The sequence below is a fragment of the Fervidobacterium pennivorans DSM 9078 genome (genome assembly GCF_000235405.2).
Lineage (GTDB): Bacteria > Thermotogota > Thermotogae > Thermotogales > Fervidobacteriaceae > Fervidobacterium > Fervidobacterium pennivorans.
The window spans coordinates 1,415,259-1,435,773 of record NC_017095.1 but is presented as its reverse complement, the minus strand read 5'-3'; the positions used below and the strand labels follow the sequence as shown (position 1 = coordinate 1,435,773).

At 39.4% G+C, this 20,515-nt stretch carries 22 protein-coding genes, 1 tRNA gene and 1 pseudogene; 9 read left to right on the top strand and 15 right to left on the bottom strand.

The genetic code is table 11. The features are described 5' to 3' along the window. From rplQ to FERPE_RS06765, 8 genes and pseudogenes are all read left to right on the top strand, one after another. Nucleotides 1–387 carry a 50S ribosomal protein L17 gene (gene rplQ, locus FERPE_RS06800; protein ID WP_014451899.1) on the top strand — a complete coding sequence of 129 codons (387 nt, stop codon included), beginning with the start codon at nt 1–3 and terminating at the stop codon, nt 385–387. A gap of 103 nt (nt 388–490) precedes the next feature. Beyond that, entirely contained in the window at nt 491–1,771 is a 1,281-nt protein-coding gene (locus FERPE_RS06795; protein WP_041263425.1) for a trigger factor, read from the top strand. A 73-nt stretch (nt 1,772–1,844) separates the two neighbouring features. Beyond that, on the top strand, nt 1,845–2,459 hold the full coding sequence (clpP, locus tag FERPE_RS06790; RefSeq protein WP_041263423.1) for an ATP-dependent Clp endopeptidase proteolytic subunit ClpP: 615 nt from the start codon (nt 1,845–1,847) through the stop codon (nt 2,457–2,459). Nucleotides 2,460–2,516: 57 nt separating this feature from the next. Beyond that, nucleotides 2,517–3,275 carry a YebC/PmpR family DNA-binding transcriptional regulator gene (locus tag FERPE_RS06785; RefSeq protein ID WP_014451896.1) on the top strand — a complete coding sequence of 253 codons (759 nt, stop codon included), beginning with the start codon at nt 2,517–2,519 and terminating at the stop codon, nt 3,273–3,275. Nucleotides 3,276–3,345: 70 nt separating this feature from the next. Beyond that, entirely contained in the window at nt 3,346–4,143 is a 798-nt protein-coding gene (locus FERPE_RS06780; RefSeq protein WP_014451895.1) for a hypothetical protein, read from the top strand. Further along, nucleotides 4,082–4,936 (top strand): CheR family methyltransferase, encoded by an 855-nt coding sequence (locus FERPE_RS06775; protein WP_014451894.1) that lies wholly within the window; start codon nt 4,082–4,084, stop codon nt 4,934–4,936. The genes FERPE_RS06780 and FERPE_RS06775 overlap by 62 nt, the downstream gene beginning before the upstream one ends. A gap of 21 nt (nt 4,937–4,957) precedes the next feature. Continuing rightward, nucleotides 4,958–5,380, top strand: a pseudogene (gene lspA / locus FERPE_RS10390) (signal peptidase II); the annotation flags it as partial. 157 nt (nt 5,381–5,537) lie between these two features. After that, nucleotides 5,538–6,476 carry an RluA family pseudouridine synthase gene (locus tag FERPE_RS06765; RefSeq protein WP_041262861.1) on the top strand — a complete coding sequence of 313 codons (939 nt, stop codon included), beginning with the start codon at nt 5,538–5,540 and terminating at the stop codon, nt 6,474–6,476. Between the two features lie 14 nt (nt 6,477–6,490). Here the strand turns inward: FERPE_RS06765 and FERPE_RS06760 are convergent, their stop codons facing one another. Next, entirely contained in the window at nt 6,491–7,849 is a 1,359-nt protein-coding gene (locus FERPE_RS06760) for an HD domain-containing phosphohydrolase (protein ID WP_014451892.1), read from the bottom strand. A gap of 706 nt (nt 7,850–8,555) precedes the next feature. Between FERPE_RS06760 and FERPE_RS06755 the strand changes: the two genes are divergently transcribed. Then, a tRNA-Pro gene (locus FERPE_RS06755) sits at nt 8,556–8,632 on the top strand. 74 nt (nt 8,633–8,706) lie between these two features. Here FERPE_RS06755 and FERPE_RS06750 read toward each other — a convergent pair. The 14 genes from FERPE_RS06750 to FERPE_RS06685 form a co-directional block, all read right to left on the bottom strand. Further along, entirely contained in the window at nt 8,707–9,783 is a 1,077-nt protein-coding gene (locus tag FERPE_RS06750) for a coiled-coil domain-containing protein (protein WP_014451891.1), read from the bottom strand. 164 nt (nt 9,784–9,947) lie between these two features. Next, the gene (purL, locus tag FERPE_RS06745) at nt 9,948–11,747 is read right to left on the bottom strand and encodes a phosphoribosylformylglycinamidine synthase subunit PurL (RefSeq protein ID WP_014451890.1); all 1,800 of its coding nucleotides are present in this window, start codon (nt 11,745–11,747) and stop codon (nt 9,948–9,950) included. Beyond that, nucleotides 11,744–12,403 carry a phosphoribosylformylglycinamidine synthase subunit PurQ gene (purQ, locus tag FERPE_RS06740; RefSeq protein WP_014451889.1) on the bottom strand — a complete coding sequence of 220 codons (660 nt, stop codon included), beginning with the start codon at nt 12,401–12,403 and terminating at the stop codon, nt 11,744–11,746. Before purQ ends, purL begins: the two co-directional genes overlap by 4 nt. Then, nucleotides 12,400–12,648 (bottom strand): phosphoribosylformylglycinamidine synthase subunit PurS, encoded by a 249-nt coding sequence (purS, locus tag FERPE_RS06735; protein ID WP_014451888.1) that lies wholly within the window; start codon nt 12,646–12,648, stop codon nt 12,400–12,402. Before purS ends, purQ begins: the two co-directional genes overlap by 4 nt. Continuing rightward, the gene (locus tag FERPE_RS06730) at nt 12,627–13,334 is read right to left on the bottom strand and encodes a phosphoribosylaminoimidazolesuccinocarboxamide synthase (protein WP_014451887.1); all 708 of its coding nucleotides are present in this window, start codon (nt 13,332–13,334) and stop codon (nt 12,627–12,629) included. Before FERPE_RS06730 ends, purS begins: the two co-directional genes overlap by 22 nt. A 15-nt stretch (nt 13,335–13,349) precedes the next feature. Beyond that, nucleotides 13,350–13,883, bottom strand: coding sequence for a 5-(carboxyamino)imidazole ribonucleotide mutase (purE, locus tag FERPE_RS06725; protein WP_014451886.1), 534 nt, complete (start codon nt 13,881–13,883; stop codon nt 13,350–13,352). A gap of 21 nt (nt 13,884–13,904) precedes the next feature. After that, nucleotides 13,905–15,107: a 5-(carboxyamino)imidazole ribonucleotide synthase gene (locus tag FERPE_RS06720; protein WP_014451885.1), complete on the bottom strand. Its 1,203-nt coding sequence runs from the start codon at nt 15,105–15,107 to the stop codon at nt 13,905–13,907. A gap of 40 nt (nt 15,108–15,147) precedes the next feature. After that, nucleotides 15,148–16,395 carry a uracil-xanthine permease family protein gene (locus FERPE_RS06715; RefSeq protein ID WP_014451884.1) on the bottom strand — a complete coding sequence of 416 codons (1,248 nt, stop codon included), beginning with the start codon at nt 16,393–16,395 and terminating at the stop codon, nt 15,148–15,150. Between the two features lie 188 nt (nt 16,396–16,583). Beyond that, nucleotides 16,584–17,378: an ABC transporter ATP-binding protein gene (locus FERPE_RS06710; RefSeq protein WP_372589029.1), complete on the bottom strand. Its 795-nt coding sequence runs from the start codon at nt 17,376–17,378 to the stop codon at nt 16,584–16,586. Between the two features lie 33 nt (nt 17,379–17,411). Next, nucleotides 17,412–18,152, bottom strand: a complete 741-nt coding sequence (locus tag FERPE_RS06705) for a transglycosylase SLT domain-containing protein (RefSeq protein ID WP_014451882.1) — start codon at nt 18,150–18,152, stop codon at nt 17,412–17,414. 108 nt (nt 18,153–18,260) lie between these two features. Beyond that, nucleotides 18,261–18,623, bottom strand: coding sequence for a divergent PAP2 family protein (locus FERPE_RS06700; protein WP_014451881.1), 363 nt, complete (start codon nt 18,621–18,623; stop codon nt 18,261–18,263). Between the two features lie 44 nt (nt 18,624–18,667). Then, entirely contained in the window at nt 18,668–19,129 is a 462-nt protein-coding gene (locus tag FERPE_RS06695; protein WP_014451880.1) for an ATP-binding protein, read from the bottom strand. Further along, nucleotides 19,101–19,874: a DUF4940 domain-containing protein gene (locus FERPE_RS06690; RefSeq protein ID WP_014451879.1), complete on the bottom strand. Its 774-nt coding sequence runs from the start codon at nt 19,872–19,874 to the stop codon at nt 19,101–19,103. The genes FERPE_RS06695 and FERPE_RS06690 overlap by 29 nt, the downstream gene beginning before the upstream one ends. Continuing rightward, a complete protein-coding gene (locus tag FERPE_RS06685; protein WP_014451878.1) occupies nt 19,871–20,503 on the bottom strand; it encodes an epoxyqueuosine reductase QueH in 633 nt (210 codons plus the stop codon). The genes FERPE_RS06690 and FERPE_RS06685 overlap by 4 nt, the downstream gene beginning before the upstream one ends. Nucleotides 20,504–20,515: the final 12 nt, after the last annotated feature.

The window sequence follows — 20,515 nt, the reverse complement described above, 5'->3', positions numbered from 1 at the left end:
ATGAGACATCGAATGAAGAGAAACAAAATCAATAGATACGGTTCTCACAGAATATCTCTCATGAGAAACCTTGCAAAAGAAATAATTGAGCACGGAACCATTATGACAACAACGGTGAAAGCAAAAGTGGGAAAGACATACATAGAAAAGCTTATAACAAAGGCAATAAAAGCTTACAAAATTAAGGATGAAAACAAAGCAGAAAGCGTAGCTCTCAGAAGACAAATATTTGCAGAACTTGGTGACAGAAGACTTGTGAACAAACTTGTCGATGAAATAGCTCCAAAATACGCTTCCAGAAACGGAGGTTACACAAGGGTTATCAAAGTTGGTCAAAGAAGAGGCGACGGTGCAGAACTTTCCGTGCTCCAGCTTGTTGAAGAATAACTCTTGAGCAAAAAATGGCGAACTGATTATTCACAGCAAAAGAGGGGGCGTAATGCCCCTTTTTAAAGTGATAAAGGCTTCAAATAAACTAGGAGGTGCAAAGATGGAAGTCAAAGAAATCTCAAAAGATAAGAACATGATAGTACGTGAATACCTTTTCGACAAGAATGACATAGCAAGATTGGAAGACAAAGCGGTTGCTGAACTGAATAGAAAAAAATACCACATAGAAGGCTTCAGACCTGGAAGAGTTCCAAAGGAAGTTTACAAGTTAAGATTAAAAGAGGCATTCTATGAAATCTACGTTGCAGATGAGGCAATTAAAGAAGTGGAGAATGAACTTGATAAGGAAGAACTTCAGTTGCTTCTCCCACCAGTAATTGCGGATGCCAAGTTCTCTGCCGAAGGCGGAAAAGTTGTTGTTGAGCTCCATACGGAGCCAGAGGTTAAGTTTGAGCCCACAAAACTCAAATTGAGAAAAGCAAAAGAAGAAGAAGTCCTCGATGGTTACGTAGATATGAGGGTGAAATATGTCATAGAGGAAAATGCTATACTTGAGCCAAAAGATGGGCAGGCTGAGGAAGGCGACCTGGTTAAAGTAAAAGAAACGGTTATGCTCGGAGAAAAGAAGCTCAGAAATGCGGAAGAAAGAGAATACGTTCTCTTAAAAGATGATGAGAGAGAAGTTGTAAAACAACTCTTCGGCAAGAAAAAAGGCGATGTTGTGGAATTCGAAAGAACCTTTGAAAAAGGCGATGACAAAATTGTTTATAAATACATCCTTGAAGTAGAGGAAGTTTACAAGAGAATTCTTCCAGAGTTTACAGACGAGTTCGTAAAATCCTTAGCAATCGAGAACGTAGAAACAACTGAGCAACTCAAAGAAAAGTTCAGAACAGAAGGTAAGGAGATATACGATAGAGAATTAGCGGAATCCTACCGTGCACAAATAATGGATCAGATTCCGGAAGTTACAGAGATAGAAATCAGTGAAAAGACAATAGAAAGGGCTGTTGAGAACATAATAGAAAATCTAAAAAAAGACGGAAAATACGAGTCATATGTTCAGAACTACGGCAGTGAGGAGAAGCTTATCGAAGAGCTTAGGAATTACTATTTGAATATGATAAAGAAAGATTTAGTTGTAAAGAAAATAGCGGAGGAGAATAACATCAAAGTCGATGCGGAAGACATAAAGGCGTACGCAGAGAGAGTTTCAGTTGAATGGGGAGTAAGTCCCGACAGAGCGGAAGCGATAATTAAGAGCAGACAGGATATAAGAAACGAAGTAGTTATGGAGATAGTAGAGTCAAAGGTTGCAAAAATCCTTGCAGAAAAAGCGCAAATAGAGGAAGTATCATTTAAAGAGCAAGAAAATAAGTAAGAAGTTGAAAAGGAACAATCAGAATAATCCAGTAACACCTTTAAGACCTTTGGGGAGATGAGAACTTATGGATATGGATAAAGAAATGAAAAAAATACTTGACCAATATGTTCCAATAGTTATCGAAACAACCGGTAGATATGAACGTGCTTACGATATTTATTCAAGGTTACTAAAAGATAGGATTATATTCCTTGGTAGCGCTATAGACGACCATGTAGCGAATTTGGTTGTAGCACAATTATTATTCTTGGAGGCAGAGAACCCAGACAAAGATATACAACTTTACATCAACTCACCGGGAGGCTTAGTAACAGCTGGGCTTGCAATATACGATACGATGCAATATGTAAAATGTGATGTTGCAACTATCTGTATTGGTCAGGCGGCATCGATGGCTGCGGTGCTTTTAGCTGCAGGTGCAAAAGGAAAAAGGTTCGCACTCCCAAATAGTCGTATAATGATTCACCAACCACTCGGTGGTGCTGAGGGAACTGCCAAGGATGTAGAAATACTGACAAAAGAGCTTTTAAGAATTAAACATCTCATAAACGAAATTCTCAGCAAACACACTGGACAACCCATAGAAAAGATAGAAAAAGACACCGATAGAGATTTCTTCATGAGCGCACAAGAAGCAAAAGAATATGGTATAATAGACAGGGTGATTATGCCTGGAGAAAGATAAAAAACTCAATTGCTTGGCATTTAAAAAACGAGAAATTTAAGTAGGGAGGAAGAGAGTATGTCAGGTCACAATAAGTGGGCAAATATTAAGCACAGGAAGGCTGCTCAGGATGCGAAGAGGTCTAAGATATTTACGAAGATTATCAGGGAAATCATTGTTGCTGCAAGGGAAGGTGGCGGAAATCCAGAAACAAACCCAAGATTAAGAGCGGTTCTTGAAAAAGCAAAAGAAGCGAATATGCCAAAGGATACGATTGAAAGGTCCATAAAAAAAGGTACGGGAGAGCTGGAAGGCGAAAGGTACGAAGAAGTTATCTACGAAGCATATGCACCAGGTGGAGTTGCACTTTACATATTGGCTTTGACAGATAACAAAAATAGAACCGCACAAGAACTGAGACATATACTCAGCAAAAATGGTGGTTCACTTGCAGAAAGCGGTTCCGTTGCTTGGATATTTGAAAGAAAAGGTGTTGTTGAAATTCCAAGAGAAAAAATCGCAGACATGGATGAATTTACACTTTTGGCTATTGATGCTGGTGCAGAGGATATTGAAGAAGGAGACCCTGTTCTTGTATACACATCTCCTGAAAACCTTACAACATTGAGAGAAAACCTTGCTAAAAATGGTTTTGAAGGCAGTGCAAAGATTACTTACAAACCAAAGAACTATGTCAAAGTAAGTGGGTCTGATGCAGAAAAAGTTTTGAAACTTGTTGATGCACTTGAGGATAATGATGATGTTCAGGAAGTTTTCGGCAACTTCGATATCGACGATGCGGAACTTGAAGCCATAATGGCGAAGTTGGAAGGGTAAGTAGTTGATAAGCTCGATGTTTGTATTGGTTTGCCAGAAAGTATAAATCTTGAGAATGGAGCTGAAAACATTGGAGAATAAAGCTCCAACGGTTAGGCTCAATCTACTAATCGTAACTATTTTTATTCTCGCCATCAATACATTCTTAATGGGAGAGACGCTCTTTTTTGGTGTCTCTCCTTTTGATACTTCATACAAACTAACAGCGCGATACGATTTTTCATTTTGGAAATTCAAAACCAAACTCAAGGTCGATGTTGAAGTTGCACAGAATCAAGGTTTTCTAAAAATCACTCCTAACTTTGCCAATGCATTTGAGTATTTTGAGTTTATAAATGAACCATACAGAGTAACCTATTCAGAATTGAACACCGACATTCCATTTACAACATTTACCAATCCAGCTAAAAAGAGTTGGTATGCAACGTGGGTTAACACGGGGTATTTCTCAAATGGATATATACACAAGAACGACTATTTTTCAATCCTCAGTGACGTATCCCATATCAATCTAACGTTGAAGATGTATGGTGTAAACATATTTTTTGAGAGCTCACCAAACGGAATTACTGTTGGAGCCGGCAACAAGGTCTACTTATTTGTTGGTCAGAAGACAGGTTTTGGACTTTTACTGAGTGACAACTCGTTCATTATGTACTCACTTGTTTTTTATGAAAATGGTAGCCTTTCATCAAAGTCTGGTTTTACTCTTAAGACTGATAATTTAGAAATCAATTTGATAAACGATGAAGTAGATGGACAGAGGACTATAACAAGTAAAATTACCTTCAAAGTGGGTGAGTTATATGTCGTTGGACGACTTCAAGGAAAAGAAGTTCGCTTGGATTTCGAATTTCCAATCTGGTGAAATTCAAGAACTTCCTTGGGACCAATTCGAGTGGTTTGTTGAAAAAATAAAAGAGACAATGGGATTGGACCTTTCTGGATACAAACCGGAAAGGATGAAAAGACGCATAGAGATGCTTATAAGAAAACATAACTGCAAGAGCTATAAAGAATACTTTGACCTAATCTCAAAAGACAACAAAAAACGTGATGAGTTTTTAGATAAGCTCACTATCAATGTCACAGAGTTCTTCAGAAACCCGGAAAAATGGGAAGAACTCAAAAAGGTATTTCTCCCGCAACTTCTTCAAGAAAGTGGGCCAAGGTTTAAAGCTTGGAGTGCTGGGTGTTCTTCGGGAGAAGAGCCATACTCGTTAGCGATACTACTTGAAGAGCTCAAAGCACCTCTAACAGCTAAAATTTTAGCTACCGATATCGATATTGGCGTGCTCACAAGGGCACAGATAGGTGAGTATGAAGAGCGCTCAATGGTTAATACACCACCAGAATACATCCAAAAATACTTTATAGTTCGAGATGGAAAATACATAGTAAAGCCAAATGTTAAAGCCCGTGTTCAATTTAAAAGGCACAACCTATTGCAAGACCCGTTTGAAAAAGGCTTTGACTTGATATTGTGCCGGAATGTTGTTATCTACTTTGAGATGGAGGCAAAAGAACAGCTTTACAAAAAGTTCGCAGAAAGTCTAAGGGTTGGTGGGTTACTCTTTGTAGGAAACACGGAAAGAATATTCAATTACAGAAACCTTGGACTAGAAGTTGCTTCGCCGTTTATCTACAAGAAAGTTAAGTAAAGACGAATAAGGAATGATAAGATGTTCTGGATAGTTCTTTCAGTCACGTTAGACCAAATTACCAAACATTTAGCAACGTTATATCTTCGTTTTGGAGAGATAAAGACCGTATTTGGTGTCTTCCATTTCACCTATGCAACCAACAGAGGAATCGCTTTTGGACTATTTCCGGGAGTCAAAGAAGCGGTTATTTACCTCACCTTACTTATTATTGTTACTATTTCTCTGGTGCCGTTGTTGTTCAAAGTTAGCAGGATGACGGAAATGTTTATCGGCTTTATAGTCGGTGGTGCATTAGGAAACTTAGTTGACCGTATAAGGTACGGTTATGTTGTTGATTTCTTTACGTTCAACTACTGGCCGACAATAATAAACGTTGCAGATATCTTTATATTCATCGGTAGCATAGGGATTATAATTCAAATGCTTATCACCGAGTTAAAAGCCAAGAAACAAATGGGAAGTGATAAAGATATCGACAACCGGAGGGAAAAGAAGGGAATATATGAGAGAATTTATGAAAGATTTCGAGAATATGGAAGAGATGGAAGAGATAGAAGAGATGGAGGAATTGGAACCAGCGACCCCTCAACTGGAAAAAATGGATATACAGGTAACGAACAGGGAAGATGGCTGGCGTCTGGACAAATTCGTCATGGAGAAGACTCCAGATTGGATTTCAAGAACATTCATCCAGAAAGCGATAAAGAATGGCGAGGTTCTGGTGAATGGAATTTTGAAGAAGCCGAGTTACAAGGTGAAGTCTGGGGATATAATTACCTTGATGGTTCCTCAGAAACCTCAGGTCCCCGAAATCCTGCCTGAAAATATACCACTAGACATAATATATGAAGACCGCGATATACTGGTAATCAACAAACAACCTGGTATAATAACCCATCCCATTCCATCCCACACTTCGGGAACCATCGTCAATGCGGTCTTGTATCACTGTAAAGATTTACAAGGTGTTGGTGGGGTGCTGAGACCTGGCATTGTCCACAGGCTTGATAAAGATACAAGTGGTGTAATGGTAATTGCGAAAAATGACTTAGCACACCAATCGCTTACCAAACAGTTCAAAGATAGGGTCACAGAAAAACTGTATGTGTGCTTAGTTAAAGGTGTTCCTGAAAAAAACGAAGGAGATATCAATGTAAGTATTGCCAGAAATCCTGTGCTCAGAGTTAAAATGACTGTAACTCAGAGTGCATATGGCAAACCGGCACTCACACACTACAAAGTCATAAGAAAGTTTGGAAACTTGGCTTCCTTAGTTTTTGCGTGGCCCAAAACAGGGAGAACACATCAGATTAGGGTTCACATGAAATACCTTGGTCATCCTCTTATGGGTGATGAGGTTTACGGAAAAGCTAAAGAAGATGAAAAATTCGACATCCACAGACAGATGCTCCATGCGCTCAGCCTTTCATTTTTCCATCCAAGAACAGGAGAACGCGTAAAATTCATAGCAAGACTGCCGGAAGATTTTGCAAGAGCAATAAAAAACATCCAGAATTTCTTAGAGAAAAAACCGTAAGATTTTAAAAATCCTCAAACCTCTTCTCTGTAATGGGATTTTACTATAGCAATCATGTCTTCCAAGTGTTTGTTGAACGCATCAATCACCATTGGGTCGAATTGCCGTGCCTTCATATCGTTCATGTATTCAACAGCTTTTTCAATTGGCCATGCGGGACGATAGCACCTATCGTGCGTTAAAGCTTCAAAAACATCGGCAACTTGAACTATTCTTGCCTCTATCGCTATCTCTTCGCCTTGAAGTCCATAGGGATAACCAGTTCCATCCCACCTTTCGTGGTGTTCCAAAGCAACGACCGCACCTATCTCAAAAACATCCAAAGTTGAGTCTCTGAGAATTTCGAAACCAATCAAGCTATGTTCCTTTATAATTGAAAATTCCTTATCATCGAGTTTCCCAGGTTTATTTAATATGTAATCAGGCACACCAACTTTTCCAATGTCGTGCAATGCGGAGGCTTTTTTGATTAGTTTCGCATCACTGGAGCTAAAACCGAGGTATTCTGCCAAACGATAAGATAGTTCGGCAACCCGATTCACATGGTCCCCGGTTTCTTCCGATTTGGCCTCAACAACTTTAGAAAGCATAATAATAAATTCTTCCTCCACATCTGGATATTTTGTTGAAACAAGGGACCTTCGAAGGTTTTTCAAAAGGCTTCTTACGTATGATGTTTCAAGTGAGTTCAGTTCTTTTGAGGAATAGAGCAAAAAGAGAATAGTGTTCTCCTCAACCTTGATGTGAAAATCATATCTGTATTCCAAATGTTCCCTGTTTATGAACTTTGGTGGAAAAATTCTTTCGTCGTTCACGAAAATTTCACCGTTGAGTTTAATGTCCGGTCTTTTTAAGGATAGAAACGTGCGCACCTGGAAAAAGGTATTTATAAGCAATTCTGCAAGGCTCATTTCGGAAGCGTTCGCTGCAACATTTTCTAAGGTGACAATTGCTTGTTCAAGAGAGGCTATATCTTGGTAGGTTTTAAGCATTGACAAAACTGTGAGCTTTGTTAAGAATGGTGAAAGGTTTTTCTTCTCTATATAGGCGTTTATATCGTAGTCTCTTGTGAGCAAGTCATTTGGAACTTTCTCAGGATTGGCGGTCATCAGGATTATCCTCGTTTTTTTATCGTTACACGTATGCCTGATGTGGTTTATAACCTTAATTCCCGCATCATCAGTTTCCATAACTAAATCGGTTATCACAAGTGCGTATTTCTCGGGGACAAAGATTTTCTTGAATTCCTCATACCCGTAAGTGTGTTCAATATCTAAACTTTTACCATCCAAATTGATTTCGCTCAAAATCGATGAGAGTTCTGCATGGACTGTCTTGGAATCATCAACTATCATAACTTTTGCTTTCTCCATATTAACGCCTCCAAGAGTGATACTTGTTGGCGGCTTATAAAGAAAGTCTTATCGTGCTTCAAAAGATTTCACAAGGAATAAATGGTATCTTTACAAACATATTATATCATGTAAACCTTTGAGATGCAATTTTGGAACAAAAATTATCGAAAATCCACATAAAATTTTTGCGAGAATAGAAAGTGTGATACAATTATAAACAATGCTTAAAACCTTTCACAATAGTGGTGAAAGACATGTGAAATTGAGTGAGCTCATTAGAAAAAAGTAACAAAACTTTTAATTGTAACGATGATACCGTTAGCGACAGTTGTAACGTGTCGTGGATTTACATAATATACGTCTCTGTGTTGAATATCCGTAATACCGTAATATCCAGCGAAGTATTTATGAGAACAGAGTTGAAGAAATAGTGTCGGAGCTTAAGAAAGATGATGAGATCGTATTTCAGATTCTTGAAATGCATATAGAGGGTTTAAAAGGTTTGCCTTGTTCACTATTTATAGAAGAAATGGATTGATGCAGGGTCTACTTTTGTTGGAAATACTTAGAGAAAGTGGTGAAGAAATAAAACACCTGTTGGAGGAGATTAATGAAAATAAAAAAAGCTGAATGAGTTTTTAAAACATGACTCTCAAAAAATCTTGATAAATTTCGTTATATGTGATAAAATAAACGGCGAACTTGAAGCATCTTGGGGGATAATCTGGGCGTAGTTCAGATGGCTAGAACGCCAGAATCGGGATCTGGTGGTCGTGGGTTCAAGTCCCACCGCCCAGACCAGTTGTTAGGAAAAATCTTTAAGCTAACAAAAGCCCGGGAAATCCTGGGCTTTTGTTGTTTCTTTGATTGTTAATTTATTTCCCTGATTTTTGATACAATTCCCGAACCATAGTTTCTATTAGTGACAACCTACCAGCCAGTCTTTGCAGTTCTTCCGTGAGTTGAGCGATAGAATTGTACAATTTGATGATATCTACATCTTGTGAGTTGACTTTAGTGGTAATGGATTGCAGAGCTGATGAAATATTGTTCATTTCTTCTTTCAGAGGAGCTATCTGCTGTTCAACATCTTCAAGGGATGCCTTCGTGTTGAGAGTGTCGTAAATCATATTTGCATACTCTTCAAGAAGTGATATCCTATCGGATACATCTGAGTTTTGGTAAGAGTTAACAACTTCTTCGAGATTTTGGAGCCTTGAAGAAAGTTCCTCGATATCAGATAGGTTGGCTTTTGTCGACAGAGCATCGAAAATATTTACAATGTCTTGGTCGTGCATGCCTACTCTCAAAGAGATAGTTTCTATAGATTCCTGAAGTGGGGAAACGTCAGGTATGGATGCCTCGATTCTTTGTATCTCATTGGTTAACGTAGAGGTTATGTCGTAAAGTTTTAAGATATCTGAGTCGTGGATATCCAAAGTTACTTCAATGTCTGCTATTTTTTGGTTGGTCTCATCGAAGATTTTTGCTTTGACTTCTTCGCTTGCTTGAGCAACAGCTAGATTGATGTATTCTGTTAGTCTGTTCTCCAATGAAGCCAAGTTTGAAGAGAGTTCGTAAATCATATCACGCATCGTTGGAAGACCTGTTTCTGTGGTTGCCTTTAAATTCAGAAGCTCTTGTTCAATATCAGCAAGCCTGTTTTTCAATTCGTAAGTGAAGACCTCGAAATCTTCACTGCTAAGTTTACTGCCAATCAGTTCATACAGCATGTTTGTTATTTCTTCAAGATTTGAAAGCCGTTCTCTGAGTTCCTCCTCAATGGTTTGCAATTCTTCTGCAGATACGGTTATATCCTTTGCTTCAGCAAGTTCGCAAGCACACTCTTCGCCTTCTTCGTGTTGGTGTCCAGAACTGGTTTCCGCAAATATCGAAACTTGTAGGAACGCTATTAGTGCGAAAACTGCAAAAATAGTAACTAATCTTCTCATCAAAATCCCCCCCTTTCAAAGATTGAAAAAATTGGAATGTACAACTTAAAACTATTATACAACGAATTTTTAAAAAAGTTTCAATGAATTTGGATCTGACATAAACAAAAAAATAAAAATGGCGCTTTCGCGCCAGAAACTTGAGAAACTTTATGAAAAAATTATTAGCAGCAAAATCCTATTTTCCGAACAGGTAAGTTTGTTTTTGGTTCGCCAAACACAATAATCATTTGGTGGACAGGTTCGGTTCTCGGGATTTGAATTCTCAAGTTCATTCCAAGTTTCGACAAAGCGGTTTTAAATGTTGTAATTCTGGAATAGTCGTGCATTGAAAGAACGAAATGACCATTTTTTACCAATCTTACGATTTCTTCCTGTAATTTCCCCTCTCTCTCAATTGAAAAATCAGGATAACCAATGGCATAAACATGTCCTTTGGTTGGCTTGGGGATGTTTAAATTCTCTACCTTTCCAACCATACCAACGACGAGTGTTGGTGGGATTCCTTTCCTTTTATAGGTGTTGTAAAGCGAGGCGTTACCTGAAGCAACGGGTACGTTGAATTGTTCGCACGCATCTTTTAAACCTTTCATTTGACCTGCTAGTCCAAGAGGTTCGATGTCGGGGTCTGCGTAGTTTATACCATCGGTTATGGCAATCGGTTTTGCACCAGCAGAAAGGGTCTTTCTAATGGCTTCCAAAACGGTTATGTAAGCTCCCCAGTATGGGTCCTGGGCCCCTATATCAGCACGACTGTGTATTGTCAATGAATATCCAATGGAACCCTTTACCCTCATCACTGCTGGACCGAAGCCAGGTGGTAGTATTGTGTCTGTTCCCACCATGTAGTCGTATCTTTCAAACACGTTGTGTGCATCCACGTCTTTGAACCTAATCCATCGGAACTTTTTGAACGGCGATGGAGTGTAATCATGGATAGGTTCTTCAGGGGATTCTTCGAATAATTTTGCCGGCACATCTATGATAATTTGGTCGTGGTATTTTGCCACATACCTACCATTGTCTGTAACTTCAGCAACGACAGCTCCAAAGAGCAAATGTTTTTTCGCTATTTTGAGAACTTCTTCAGCTTTTTCTGGTGATGTAACCACAGCCATTCGTTCTTGGCTTTCGCTTATCAAGATTTCTATTGGAAGCATGTCTGACTCACGGAGTGGAACCCTTTCAAGGTGCACAATGGCACCTAATCCACTACGTGCAACAAGCTCGCTTGTAGCAGATAAAACTCCTCCTGCGCCAAGGTCTTGAGCACCTTCAACAAGTCCTTTCTCAACCATTTCCAGGAAAGCTTCTATAAGTAACTTTTCAGCAAATGGGTCTCCTACTTGGATGGAGAGTTTCGTAGCTTTCTCGCCTGTTAAATCTTCTGAAGCAAACGAAGCACCATGTATACCATCCCTTCCGGTAGCACCACCAAAGATAACGATAACTTGACCAGATTTTGTAGCTTTTGAAGGTATGAGATGTTCATTTTTGCCAACCCCAACTGCCATCACATTAACAAGAGGGTTGTATTTGTAAAAATCAGAAATCCTTAACTCTCCACCTACGGTAGGCACGCCTATGGAATTACCGTAGTCGGAAATTCCTTCGATAATCCCGTCGATTACTTTATCCATATGCAGTGAATCAAGTATTGCTGTAGGTCTGGCGCCCATAGCGAGCACATCTCGTATGATTCCGCCCACGCCTGTTGCTGCTCCGTTAAAAGGTTCAATAGCACTTGGATGATTGTGACTTTCAACTTTGAACGCTAAGAAATGGTAGTCATCAAGCGGAACGACTCCTGCATTACCACCAGTTCCCACTTTTGACAACTGCCTTATGTAACCTTTTGTATGAGAATAACCGCAATGCTCGCTCCACATCACCGTGAACGCTTCTATTTCCTCTCTTGTTGCTTTTCTGCCCAACCTCGCTTCAAGGATATTTAAGTACTTCATCCCCTAACACCACCGTTATTCTTGATATAGTTGAACGCAGATAAGAACACTCTCAAGCCATCGTCCGAGCCAAGTATTTTTTCCATTGCACGTTCAGGATGTGGCATCAAACCGAAAACATTTTTGTTGGCGTTGGTTATTCCAGCTATCAATTCGTCGCTACCGTTAACGTCTTCTATGTATTTAAGGGTTACATTGACATCGTTAGTTTTTACATACCTACCGAATCCATGAGCAATGGGTAATCTGATACGTTCGCCTTTTAAATAATAGCTGGTGAAAGGTGTTGAGTTGTCCACAACTTCCAAATCTACAATTTTGCAGATGAACTTTCCATTAGAATTTTGAAGAAGAGCTCCCTCCAATAGTCCCATTTCGACAAGTATCTGAAAGCCATTGCAAATGCCAATAACAAGCCCCCCACGGCTCACAAACTCTTTTATCTTTTGAGCAATCGGTTCACGAGCAGCGACTGCTCCGACACGAAGGTAATCTCCATACGAAAATCCACCAGGTAGAACCAACAAGTCAGCGTCTATATCAGAATGGATATCTATGAATTCTGCATCAAATCCTACGTATTTGCATGCCCAAAGGGCATCCCTGTCACAGTTACTCCCAGGGTACACAACTACCTGGGCTTTTGGAAGAGTCATAGCTTTCTCACCTCATATGTTTCGGTAACGGGGTTTACTAGAAGTTCACTGCAGGCTTTTTCAACAAGTTGCCTTGCTTGTTCTTCGTTTTCAGCCTCAACCTCGAGGTGTATGGATTTGCCTAACCTTAGTGAACTTACTGGAATGGAATACTCCTCGTTGAGCACCCTTTTTATCGTTTCTCCCCTTGGGTCGCGTACGTTGCTTTTGTATTGGATATCGATTACAAAAGTATACTTCTGCATAAGTTCAACACCACCTCGTATTTTTCTAATGGATTCCCAAGATTTCGTCTATAGATATCCTTATCGAATATCTCTCCAGCTTTCCTTAAACGCATTGTATCAGGCGAAATCTCATCGCCAAGACAAATGTTACCTGATTCGTCAAATCCGTATTCAAACTTTATATCCCAGAGTTCGAATCCGTGCAAGGTGAAAAATTCTTTCAAGAGCATTGCTGCTTTTTTTGCTTCGTCTATGATTATTGTAGCGTGCTCCCTGCTTAAAATACCGAGTGCTTCGAGATGTTCAACACACATTAAAGGGTCATGCATAACATCACTTTTGTATGTGAATTCAACAAGCGGACCTGGCAAATCTTCTCCCTCGTTTCCACCGTAACGTCGCACGAATGAACCAGCTTTTTTAAACCTTACTATAACTTCAAGTGGTATCATTTTAAGCTTGCGGGCTCGGATTTTGTTGGGTGGTATGTAGTTAAGAAACATGGTGTAGATGCCTTTTGTATTTAGATAATGCATTAGTCTTGCAGTAATCTCTGAACAGTATTGACCTTTTAAATCCAGCACATCGTGCTTTGCGCCGTCTCCTGCAGTGATATCATCTTTAAATGTTAGTATAACGCTTTGACCATCTTCAGCGAGTTCGACAATCTTTGTTTTACCCTCGTATAAAAACGTCCCAGACATCTTTTTTCACCTCTGTCACCCATGGAAATGGGATTTTAGATAATTAGAATATCCCATATTTTCTAACTCGTTAGCCTTTGTTAAAACTTCTTGCCTCATGCGTTCTCTATACGCCTTTAGTTTTTCTCTTAGCTCTGGATACTTTATCCCAAGGATTGCAACTGCGAGCAAACCGGCATTTTTGGCATTGTTAATTGCAACCGTGGCTACAGGTATACCTTTGGGCATTTGAACAATCGAAAGGAGTGAGTCAAGCCCTTCCAAATTCGAGCCTTTCACAGGCACACCTATAACAGGCAATGTTGTTATCGATGCGGTCATTCCGGGCAGATGTGCTGCACCACCAGCACCTGCTATTATTACTTCTATTCCTCTTTCTTCAGCCTTCTTTGCGTATTCAAACATCCTTTCAGGAGTTCTGTGTGCGGAGACTATTGTGATTTCGTATGGGACACCAAACTCTTCAAGAACTTGTGCAGCATCTTTCATAACAGTGAGGTCTGAATCGCTACCCATTATTATCCCAACGAGAGGATTTACATTTCCCATAATCTTTCACCTCAGTATTTTTCAAATATTTTCAGAAATAATTTTAACTCTCTCTTTAATTACTTTAGCCTTTTCAATTGCTGAATTCAAATCTTCATCTATTATTGTGATGTGCCCCATTTTTCTGAAAGGAGTGGTTGTTGATTTACCATACCAATGTAGATGAGCTCCTTCAGTTTTCAAAACTTCTTCAAGACCGATTATGGCAGGTTTGCCTGTATACCCAGGTTCACCGAGGAGGTTAATCATAACAGCTGGGGTGTGCTGTTTAGTGGAACCTAAAGGAAGTCCAGCTATGGCGCGAAGGTGCTGTTCGAACTGGCTTGTGAGACACGACTCAATCGTATGATGACCAGAATTGTGGACGCGAGGAGCTATTTCGTTGACAAGTATATCACCACTCTTGGTAAGGAACATTTCAATAGCAAAAACCCCCACGGCTTTCAAATTAGAAGAAACGAAAGAGTTGATAATATCATAAGCTATACTAATTGCTTTCTGTGATGTGCCTTCTGGTATCCTTGCTGGAGAGATAAGCATATCAAGGATATTTGACCTATCGTCGAAAACCATTTCAACAACTGGATATGTAACTATATTCCCGTTAATATCCCTTGCAACCAAAACGGCAATTTCTTTTTCTATTTCCACAAATTCTTCGAAAAATGAATCGGTCTCCAAAATTTTGTCTATGTCTTTTTCACTCTTTATTACAGCAACACCCCTTCCATCGTAACCACCTTTCCGTGCCTTTTGAACAAACGGAAATGGCGGGAGTTCTTTCGTCCGTGACTTGTACTCAATAGAGTCATTCTTTGTCACTTCGCGTATTAATTTTGATGTTGGTATACCGTGCTTTATTAGGTGAGATTTTTGCTGTAGTTTGTCGTTTAATAATTCTAAGAGTGCTGGTGATGGAAGAATTTTGGTGCCGATTTTCTCGAGCTGTTTAAGAGCTTCCGTATTTGTATGCTCTATTTCATATGTGACCACGTCAGATTTTTTCGCAAGTTCGTATAGTTTTTCTGTATCGTACAATGAACCGATTATTAACTCATCACAGATTGAAGAAACAGGACAGCTTGGGTCCTTATCAAGGGCGATAACCTTGAATCCCATTTCTTTTGCTTTCAGTGTTAACATCTTTCCAAGCTGTCCTCCACCAATAACCCCCACGGCTTTGATAGGAAAGATATATATGTCTTTCTTTGTTGAGTTTATCATCTCTTAATCCCCCACGGCTTTATGCGGTTTTCTTTCTTCTTTATTTTTCCAACTTTTCTGGAATTACAAGGTTAGCAATGATACCTACGAGTGCAGCAAGCGCCATACCTTTGAGTTCCACTACGCCGATTTTGATACTCGCTCCTCCTATACCGAGTGTGAGGATCAATGCAGCGATGATAAGGTTTCTGGATTTCGAGAAATCTACTTTTGCTTCTACCAACGTTCTTACACCTACTGAAGCTATCATACCAAATAGTATTAAACTCACTCCACCGATTACAGGTGTAGGTATTGTTTGGAGAACAGCACCAAACTTTGAGAAGAAAGCAACCAGCATTGCAAGAAGGGCGGCGCCACGTAGGATTGATGGGTCGTAGACCTTAGTTATTGCGAGTACACCGGTGTTTTCGCTATAAGTTGTATTTGCAGGACCTCCGAGTAAGCCTGCAACTATTGTTGCCAGACCATCCCCAAGAAGGGTTCTGTGGATACCGGGCTTTTCAAAGAAATTCTTTCCGACCACAGCTCCGTTGGTTGTTATATCACCTATGTGTTCCATGACGGTAACGAAAGCAACTGGAGCTATTAAGCTAACAGCTCCAACATCGAACTTTGGGAATGTGAAGTTTGGAATTGAGAACCAGGCAGCATTTGTTATAGGTGTGAAGTCAACTATCTCAGAGAGGACGGACGTAATATACCCAACAAAAACACCGGTAAGAACTGGAATGAGAGAGAAAAAACCTTTAAATATCGTTGCGGATGCGATAACTGTTATAATCACTACAAGTGCGATGGGCCAGTTTGAGGAAGCCATATTAACTGCAACAGGGCTTAGACCAAGACCTATGACCATTATCATAGGACCGGTTACAACAGGAGGGAAGAGCTTTTTGATAAAATTCGTCCCTATCAGTTTCACAATTAACGAGAAGGCCAAGTATACTGCACCAGCAACTACTATACCTCCGAGAGAATAGCGTATGTCTCCGTATTTTTCTTTAACAAGTATAACGGGGGCTATAAAGGCAAAGCTGGAACCTAAAAAGACAGGAACGATACCACCTGTGATAAAGTGGAAAATCAAAGTTCCGAGTCCTGCAGTAAACAGAGCAACGAGAGGGTCTAATCCTGTTAGCAGGGGTACTAAAACGGTCGCACCAAACATCGCTACAAAGTGCTGGAGAGATAGGAGGAACCTTTTCGAGGCGGGTAGGTCCACACGGGAATCAGAAATAACAACCTTCTCAGGTTCAGAATTACCAAAAATAACGTCTTTTTCCATCTTTTCTCCTCCTTTCTCGCCTCACTGGGCGAGTTTAAAGGTTTTTCATTCCTACAACCTTATATTACCACAACCAATTTTAAAAAGTCAACGTTAAGAAAAAAAGACAAATGTAACAAGACATGCTGAGAACTCTTGAATTGATGATAAGGTGGCGAACTACGGTTATTTATTTTGCACTTAAGTGATTAAATTAAAATTACTGGGTAACCTTTCTCCGGATGCTTAATTACATCCAAAGATACCCCGTAAACGCTGCTTAAAATCTCTCTACTTACCACGTCCGACGGTTCACCAATAGCGAGTATCTTTCCATCTTTCATCACAGCAATCTCATCACAGTACTTTGCAGCTAACGTTATATCATGAAAAGTTCCAATTATTGTCTTTCCACTTTTGGTAAGCTGTTTCAAATAATCTAACACTCTTACCGCCTGTCCTAAATCTAAGTGATTAACCAATTCATCAGCAACGATGATAGGCGTGTTTTGATAGATTGCACGTGCGATCAAGACTCTGCGCTGTTGTCCACCACTAAGAGTGGAGAATAGCCTTTTTCTATATTCAAGCAAATCAACGGTTTTAAGAGCGTTTTCTAAATCTTCTTCGTAAACAGCTGTTTCGAAAAAGTGTGCTGAACGAGGGATTCCTCCCATTTCAACCAATTCTTCGACTGTGAAATCGTATGCAGGGTTAAAGTCTTGAGCGATATACGCTACCAATTGTGCAAGCTTTTTGTGAGATAGCTTGAGCACATCTTTTCCATCGATTATGACTCTCCCACTTTTAGGCTTTTGAAATTTCATAATGAGTGAGAGTAACGTAGTCTTTCCAGAACCATTTGGTCCAATGATACCAAAGAAAGTTCCCTTCTTAACCTCGAAACTTATGTCTTGGAGACTGAAACTTGGGTAAGAAAAAGATAGGTGTTCAATTTTTAGTATTGTTTCGATTTTCATTTTTTCTTCTTTCAAATCATACACCTCACATTCTTAGAATTCTTTCTAACAAAGTGCTTAATTGCCTGCTACTCCAAAAAGCGGTGGAACTTTGATTTCTGATGTGTTAATTGATGTATTTGACGCATCTGACGTTTGTTGTGAATTTGTTGAATCTGCTGGATTCAGAGTATCTGTTGCTTCAGAAGATGTTGCAGAATTATTTATATCCAACTGCTGTTTATTTCTCATTTCGGCGGAATGGAGGCTCTCGTAGAAGTCGTATTGTTGTAGTATCAGCTGGGCGTATTTAGTTTTATTCTTTCCGTTGTTGTATTCTTCGAGGGCTTTTTGAAAAGTTCCGTGCTTTTTGTAAAGATAAGCAATATATGCAGTGCCGTAAGTTATATTCAACCAATAATTTGTTAGGAGTTCATTCCAACCGTTTTTAGGTTGTTCAAGTCCAAGGAGTTTCGATATACCTTTGGCTGTTGAGATGGAAATTTGCATCATCCCTACTACATCGCCGGCACCTTTCACATTGGCGAAATTGCTTTCAACAGAAATTACAGCAGCTATAAGTGTTGGTGGAACATTGTATTTTGTGCTTATGGTGTATATCGCATTCCATAGGTCATCTACAAACTCTGGAGCGGTCTTTAAATTCATACCGGCTCGCTTCTTAACCACAGCATTTCTAAACCAGTCTGGTGATTTTGTTTGCTCACCATCTTGTCCAAAACTGACAACGCTTGTTAACGAGACGGTAAATAATAAAATTGCAAAGACAAATAATTTGAACGACGAGCTAAAAAACACACATATTCCCTCCCAATATCATTACAGAAAACTTGAGCTTTTTAGACATGTTCAATCAAAGTGTTTTTCGTTTTGTTCATTTAAGTCAAAGCTAATTGAGATACGTTATTACCGATACAACTTAACCGTAAGCAGAGCAACTATCCAGCCCAATAAAAAACCATAAATAGCTTCCATCAGTGTATGGCCTTTATTCGGATCGACATTTCTTCGCAAACCAACAGCATCGGCTGTTGTAATGGCAAGAAAGATTGCAGCAATTGCTGTGAGTGGTGAGTCAAAACCTGTAGTGTAACCAACAGCCCAAGCTAATGCCGAGGTTGTGGCAACGTGAGCACTGGGCATACCACCGTATCTTCCAAATACACGAAAATCTTTGTATATCACCACTTTCAAAAATTGGGCTGCCAAAAAGCCAAAGAATGCAGACATAAAGGATGGATTTTTCGTCAAACCTGCAAGCCAACTCATTTATCCTCTTTCCTCCATTTGGAAGACTAAAAAATTCGTCAATTTCAATATTCTCTGTAAGGTTCGTTATTTAAATTCCCATTTTCCTGCTTCTTAGGAGGTATTAAGAACGAGCGTTTTAGGTAAAGTAAATTCCCAAGGCTTACGTTCCGAAATTCCATAACTTCGAAAATACGTTGGATTATATAAACCCCAAGTCCGCCGGGTCTGATATCATCTAAATCTCGTGGTCTGATTTTCGTTGGGTCCACTTTCGGACCAAAATCGCGGAGTAACACTTCAAGTGTATCAGGTTCTATCCAATTCAGAGTCATCACCACATAATTTGGTTCACCTTTATAAGTATGCTGGATTATATTTGCGATAGCTTCATTTACAGCTAACTCTGTATCGAATATATCTTTATCGAATACACCACGGAATGTTAGAAAAGTATGTATCACAACCCTTGCTAATTTTATATTCTCAGTAAGCGCTCTAAAGGATATCGTAACTGTCTGGTTCAAAATTACCTCCTCCCTCTAACCTGGCAAGTATTATGCCAAGTGATATCAATTCAAGCTTCGCAAATGGGTCAAAGTATGTATCGCTTCTAAATTCGTTTAGCTTTTTTATTATACCAGAAAAATACCTCTCTTCAAAATCTGACAGAACAATGTATTTGACTATATTCGTCCACTTCCCAAGGTCAATGTTAGTATTTTCAAGCGCCAACTTGGGAAGTTGGTCGTAGCTGCCACCTCCAAACCACCGGGCTATCAAGAATGCTTGCCTGATACCTTCTTCGGGCTTTTGGACAACATGTGAAAGACAGTATCCGGGCTTTGGTCTGACTTTTACGTTGCTTGGTAGTAAATGGACATCAAAGTTATTATAGGACAACACACCGAATGTTATATTGGACAGTGAATATCTTGAGAATTCCTTTTCTTCGACACTATTGTATTTTACAACCAAAATTCTGAAATTCTTCAATTCTGTGCGAAAATGTCTGGCTAACTCTCTAATTTCTTCCGGATACGGAAACTGTTTCAGGATAGAGTTTTTGATGTGTTCGTTCAACAAAGTATTGAATACTTCTCTATCATCGTCAATTTCAATAAGCACCGTAAGGTCTCCAACAGTTACGGGGATGAGGGCATGTTTTTCACCATCATGTTCATATTCAACCCTGACTTTAGATGCAAAAGCAATTGATGCGTATGACCTTTTATGTTCCTCAACTTCTTCTAAGTTGTAATATATCTTCATACCTCGACCCCACTTTTTACAGTTTTGCTTTCTTGAATAGCTGTCGTAACGGAAGTTCTTAACGAAAAAATACAACCACAGTAGTTTTGTCTGTAAATACCTATTTTCCTTATAAGTTTTTGTGCATCGTTATAGAGTGGGCTTTTGCGGTACACGTTAGGCAAAAATTCCACACCGTATTTTTTCTCCAGTTCTTTTCCTATCTTCACAATCATTTCTACGTTTTTCTTTGGGGAGGCTGTTAGTGTTGTGGAAACGCTCTTGTATCCATTTTCTTTTGCGTATTCCATTGTTTTTTCGAGTCGCATCTTTATACAAATCTCGCACCTTATTCCACCTTCAGGTTCATTTTCTAATCCTTTAGTGAGTATGAAGAACTGCTCGGGATCATAAGGAACTTTCAGAACATTCATTTTAAAGAGTGAAGCAATTTTAAAGACTTCAGCGTATCGTTTCTCATATTCAGCTTTTGGATGTATGTTAGGATTGTAAAAGAAAATATCACCTCGTGCACCGGCCAAATAAGAAATTACCAAATCGGGTGCACAACATACATGGAGCAAATGACAGCTCTTTACATCGTTTTGAACAATAAAACTGTCTTTATTGTTGGGCAAATAGTCTATCATATCGTCCTCCGT

Coding starts and splice junctions, on each gene's coding strand:
- clpP (WP_041263423.1), top strand. CDS start 1,845: ATGGATAAAGAAATGAAAAAAATACTTGACCAATATGTTCCAATAGTT.
- FERPE_RS06765 (WP_041262861.1), top strand. CDS start 5,538: ATGGATATACAGGTAACGAACAGGGAAGATGGCTGGCGTCTGGACAAA.
- FERPE_RS06700 (WP_014451881.1), bottom strand. CDS start 18,623: ATGAGTTGGCTTGCAGGTTTGACGAAAAATCCATCCTTTATGTCTGCA.
- FERPE_RS06690 (WP_014451879.1), bottom strand. CDS start 19,874: ATGAAGATATATTACAACTTAGAAGAAGTTGAGGAACATAAAAGGTCA.
- FERPE_RS06720 (WP_014451885.1), bottom strand. CDS start 15,107: ATGATAAACTCAACAAAGAAAGACATATATATCTTTCCTATCAAAGCC.
- purQ (WP_014451889.1), bottom strand. CDS start 12,403: ATGACTCTTCCAAAAGCCCAGGTAGTTGTGTACCCTGGGAGTAACTGT.
- FERPE_RS06760 (WP_014451892.1), bottom strand. CDS start 7,849: ATGGAGAAAGCAAAAGTTATGATAGTTGATGATTCCAAGACAGTCCAT.
- purE (WP_014451886.1), bottom strand. CDS start 13,883: ATGGGAAATGTAAATCCTCTCGTTGGGATAATAATGGGTAGCGATTCA.
- FERPE_RS06775 (WP_014451894.1), top strand. CDS start 4,082: ATGTCGTTGGACGACTTCAAGGAAAAGAAGTTCGCTTGGATTTCGAAT.
- purL (WP_014451890.1), bottom strand. CDS start 11,747: ATGAAGTACTTAAATATCCTTGAAGCGAGGTTGGGCAGAAAAGCAACA.
- FERPE_RS06795 (WP_041263425.1), top strand. CDS start 491: ATGGAAGTCAAAGAAATCTCAAAAGATAAGAACATGATAGTACGTGAA.
- FERPE_RS06715 (WP_014451884.1), bottom strand. CDS start 16,395: ATGGAAAAAGACGTTATTTTTGGTAATTCTGAACCTGAGAAGGTTGTT.
- rplQ (WP_014451899.1), top strand. CDS start 1: ATGAGACATCGAATGAAGAGAAACAAAATCAATAGATACGGTTCTCAC.
- FERPE_RS06730 (WP_014451887.1), bottom strand. CDS start 13,334: ATGTCTGGGACGTTTTTATACGAGGGTAAAACAAAGATTGTCGAACTC.
- FERPE_RS06785 (WP_014451896.1), top strand. CDS start 2,517: ATGTCAGGTCACAATAAGTGGGCAAATATTAAGCACAGGAAGGCTGCT.
- FERPE_RS06685 (WP_014451878.1), bottom strand. CDS start 20,503: ATGATAGACTATTTGCCCAACAATAAAGACAGTTTTATTGTTCAAAAC.
- FERPE_RS06750 (WP_014451891.1), bottom strand. CDS start 9,783: ATGAGAAGATTAGTTACTATTTTTGCAGTTTTCGCACTAATAGCGTTC.
- purS (WP_014451888.1), bottom strand. CDS start 12,648: ATGCAGAAGTATACTTTTGTAATCGATATCCAATACAAAAGCAACGTA.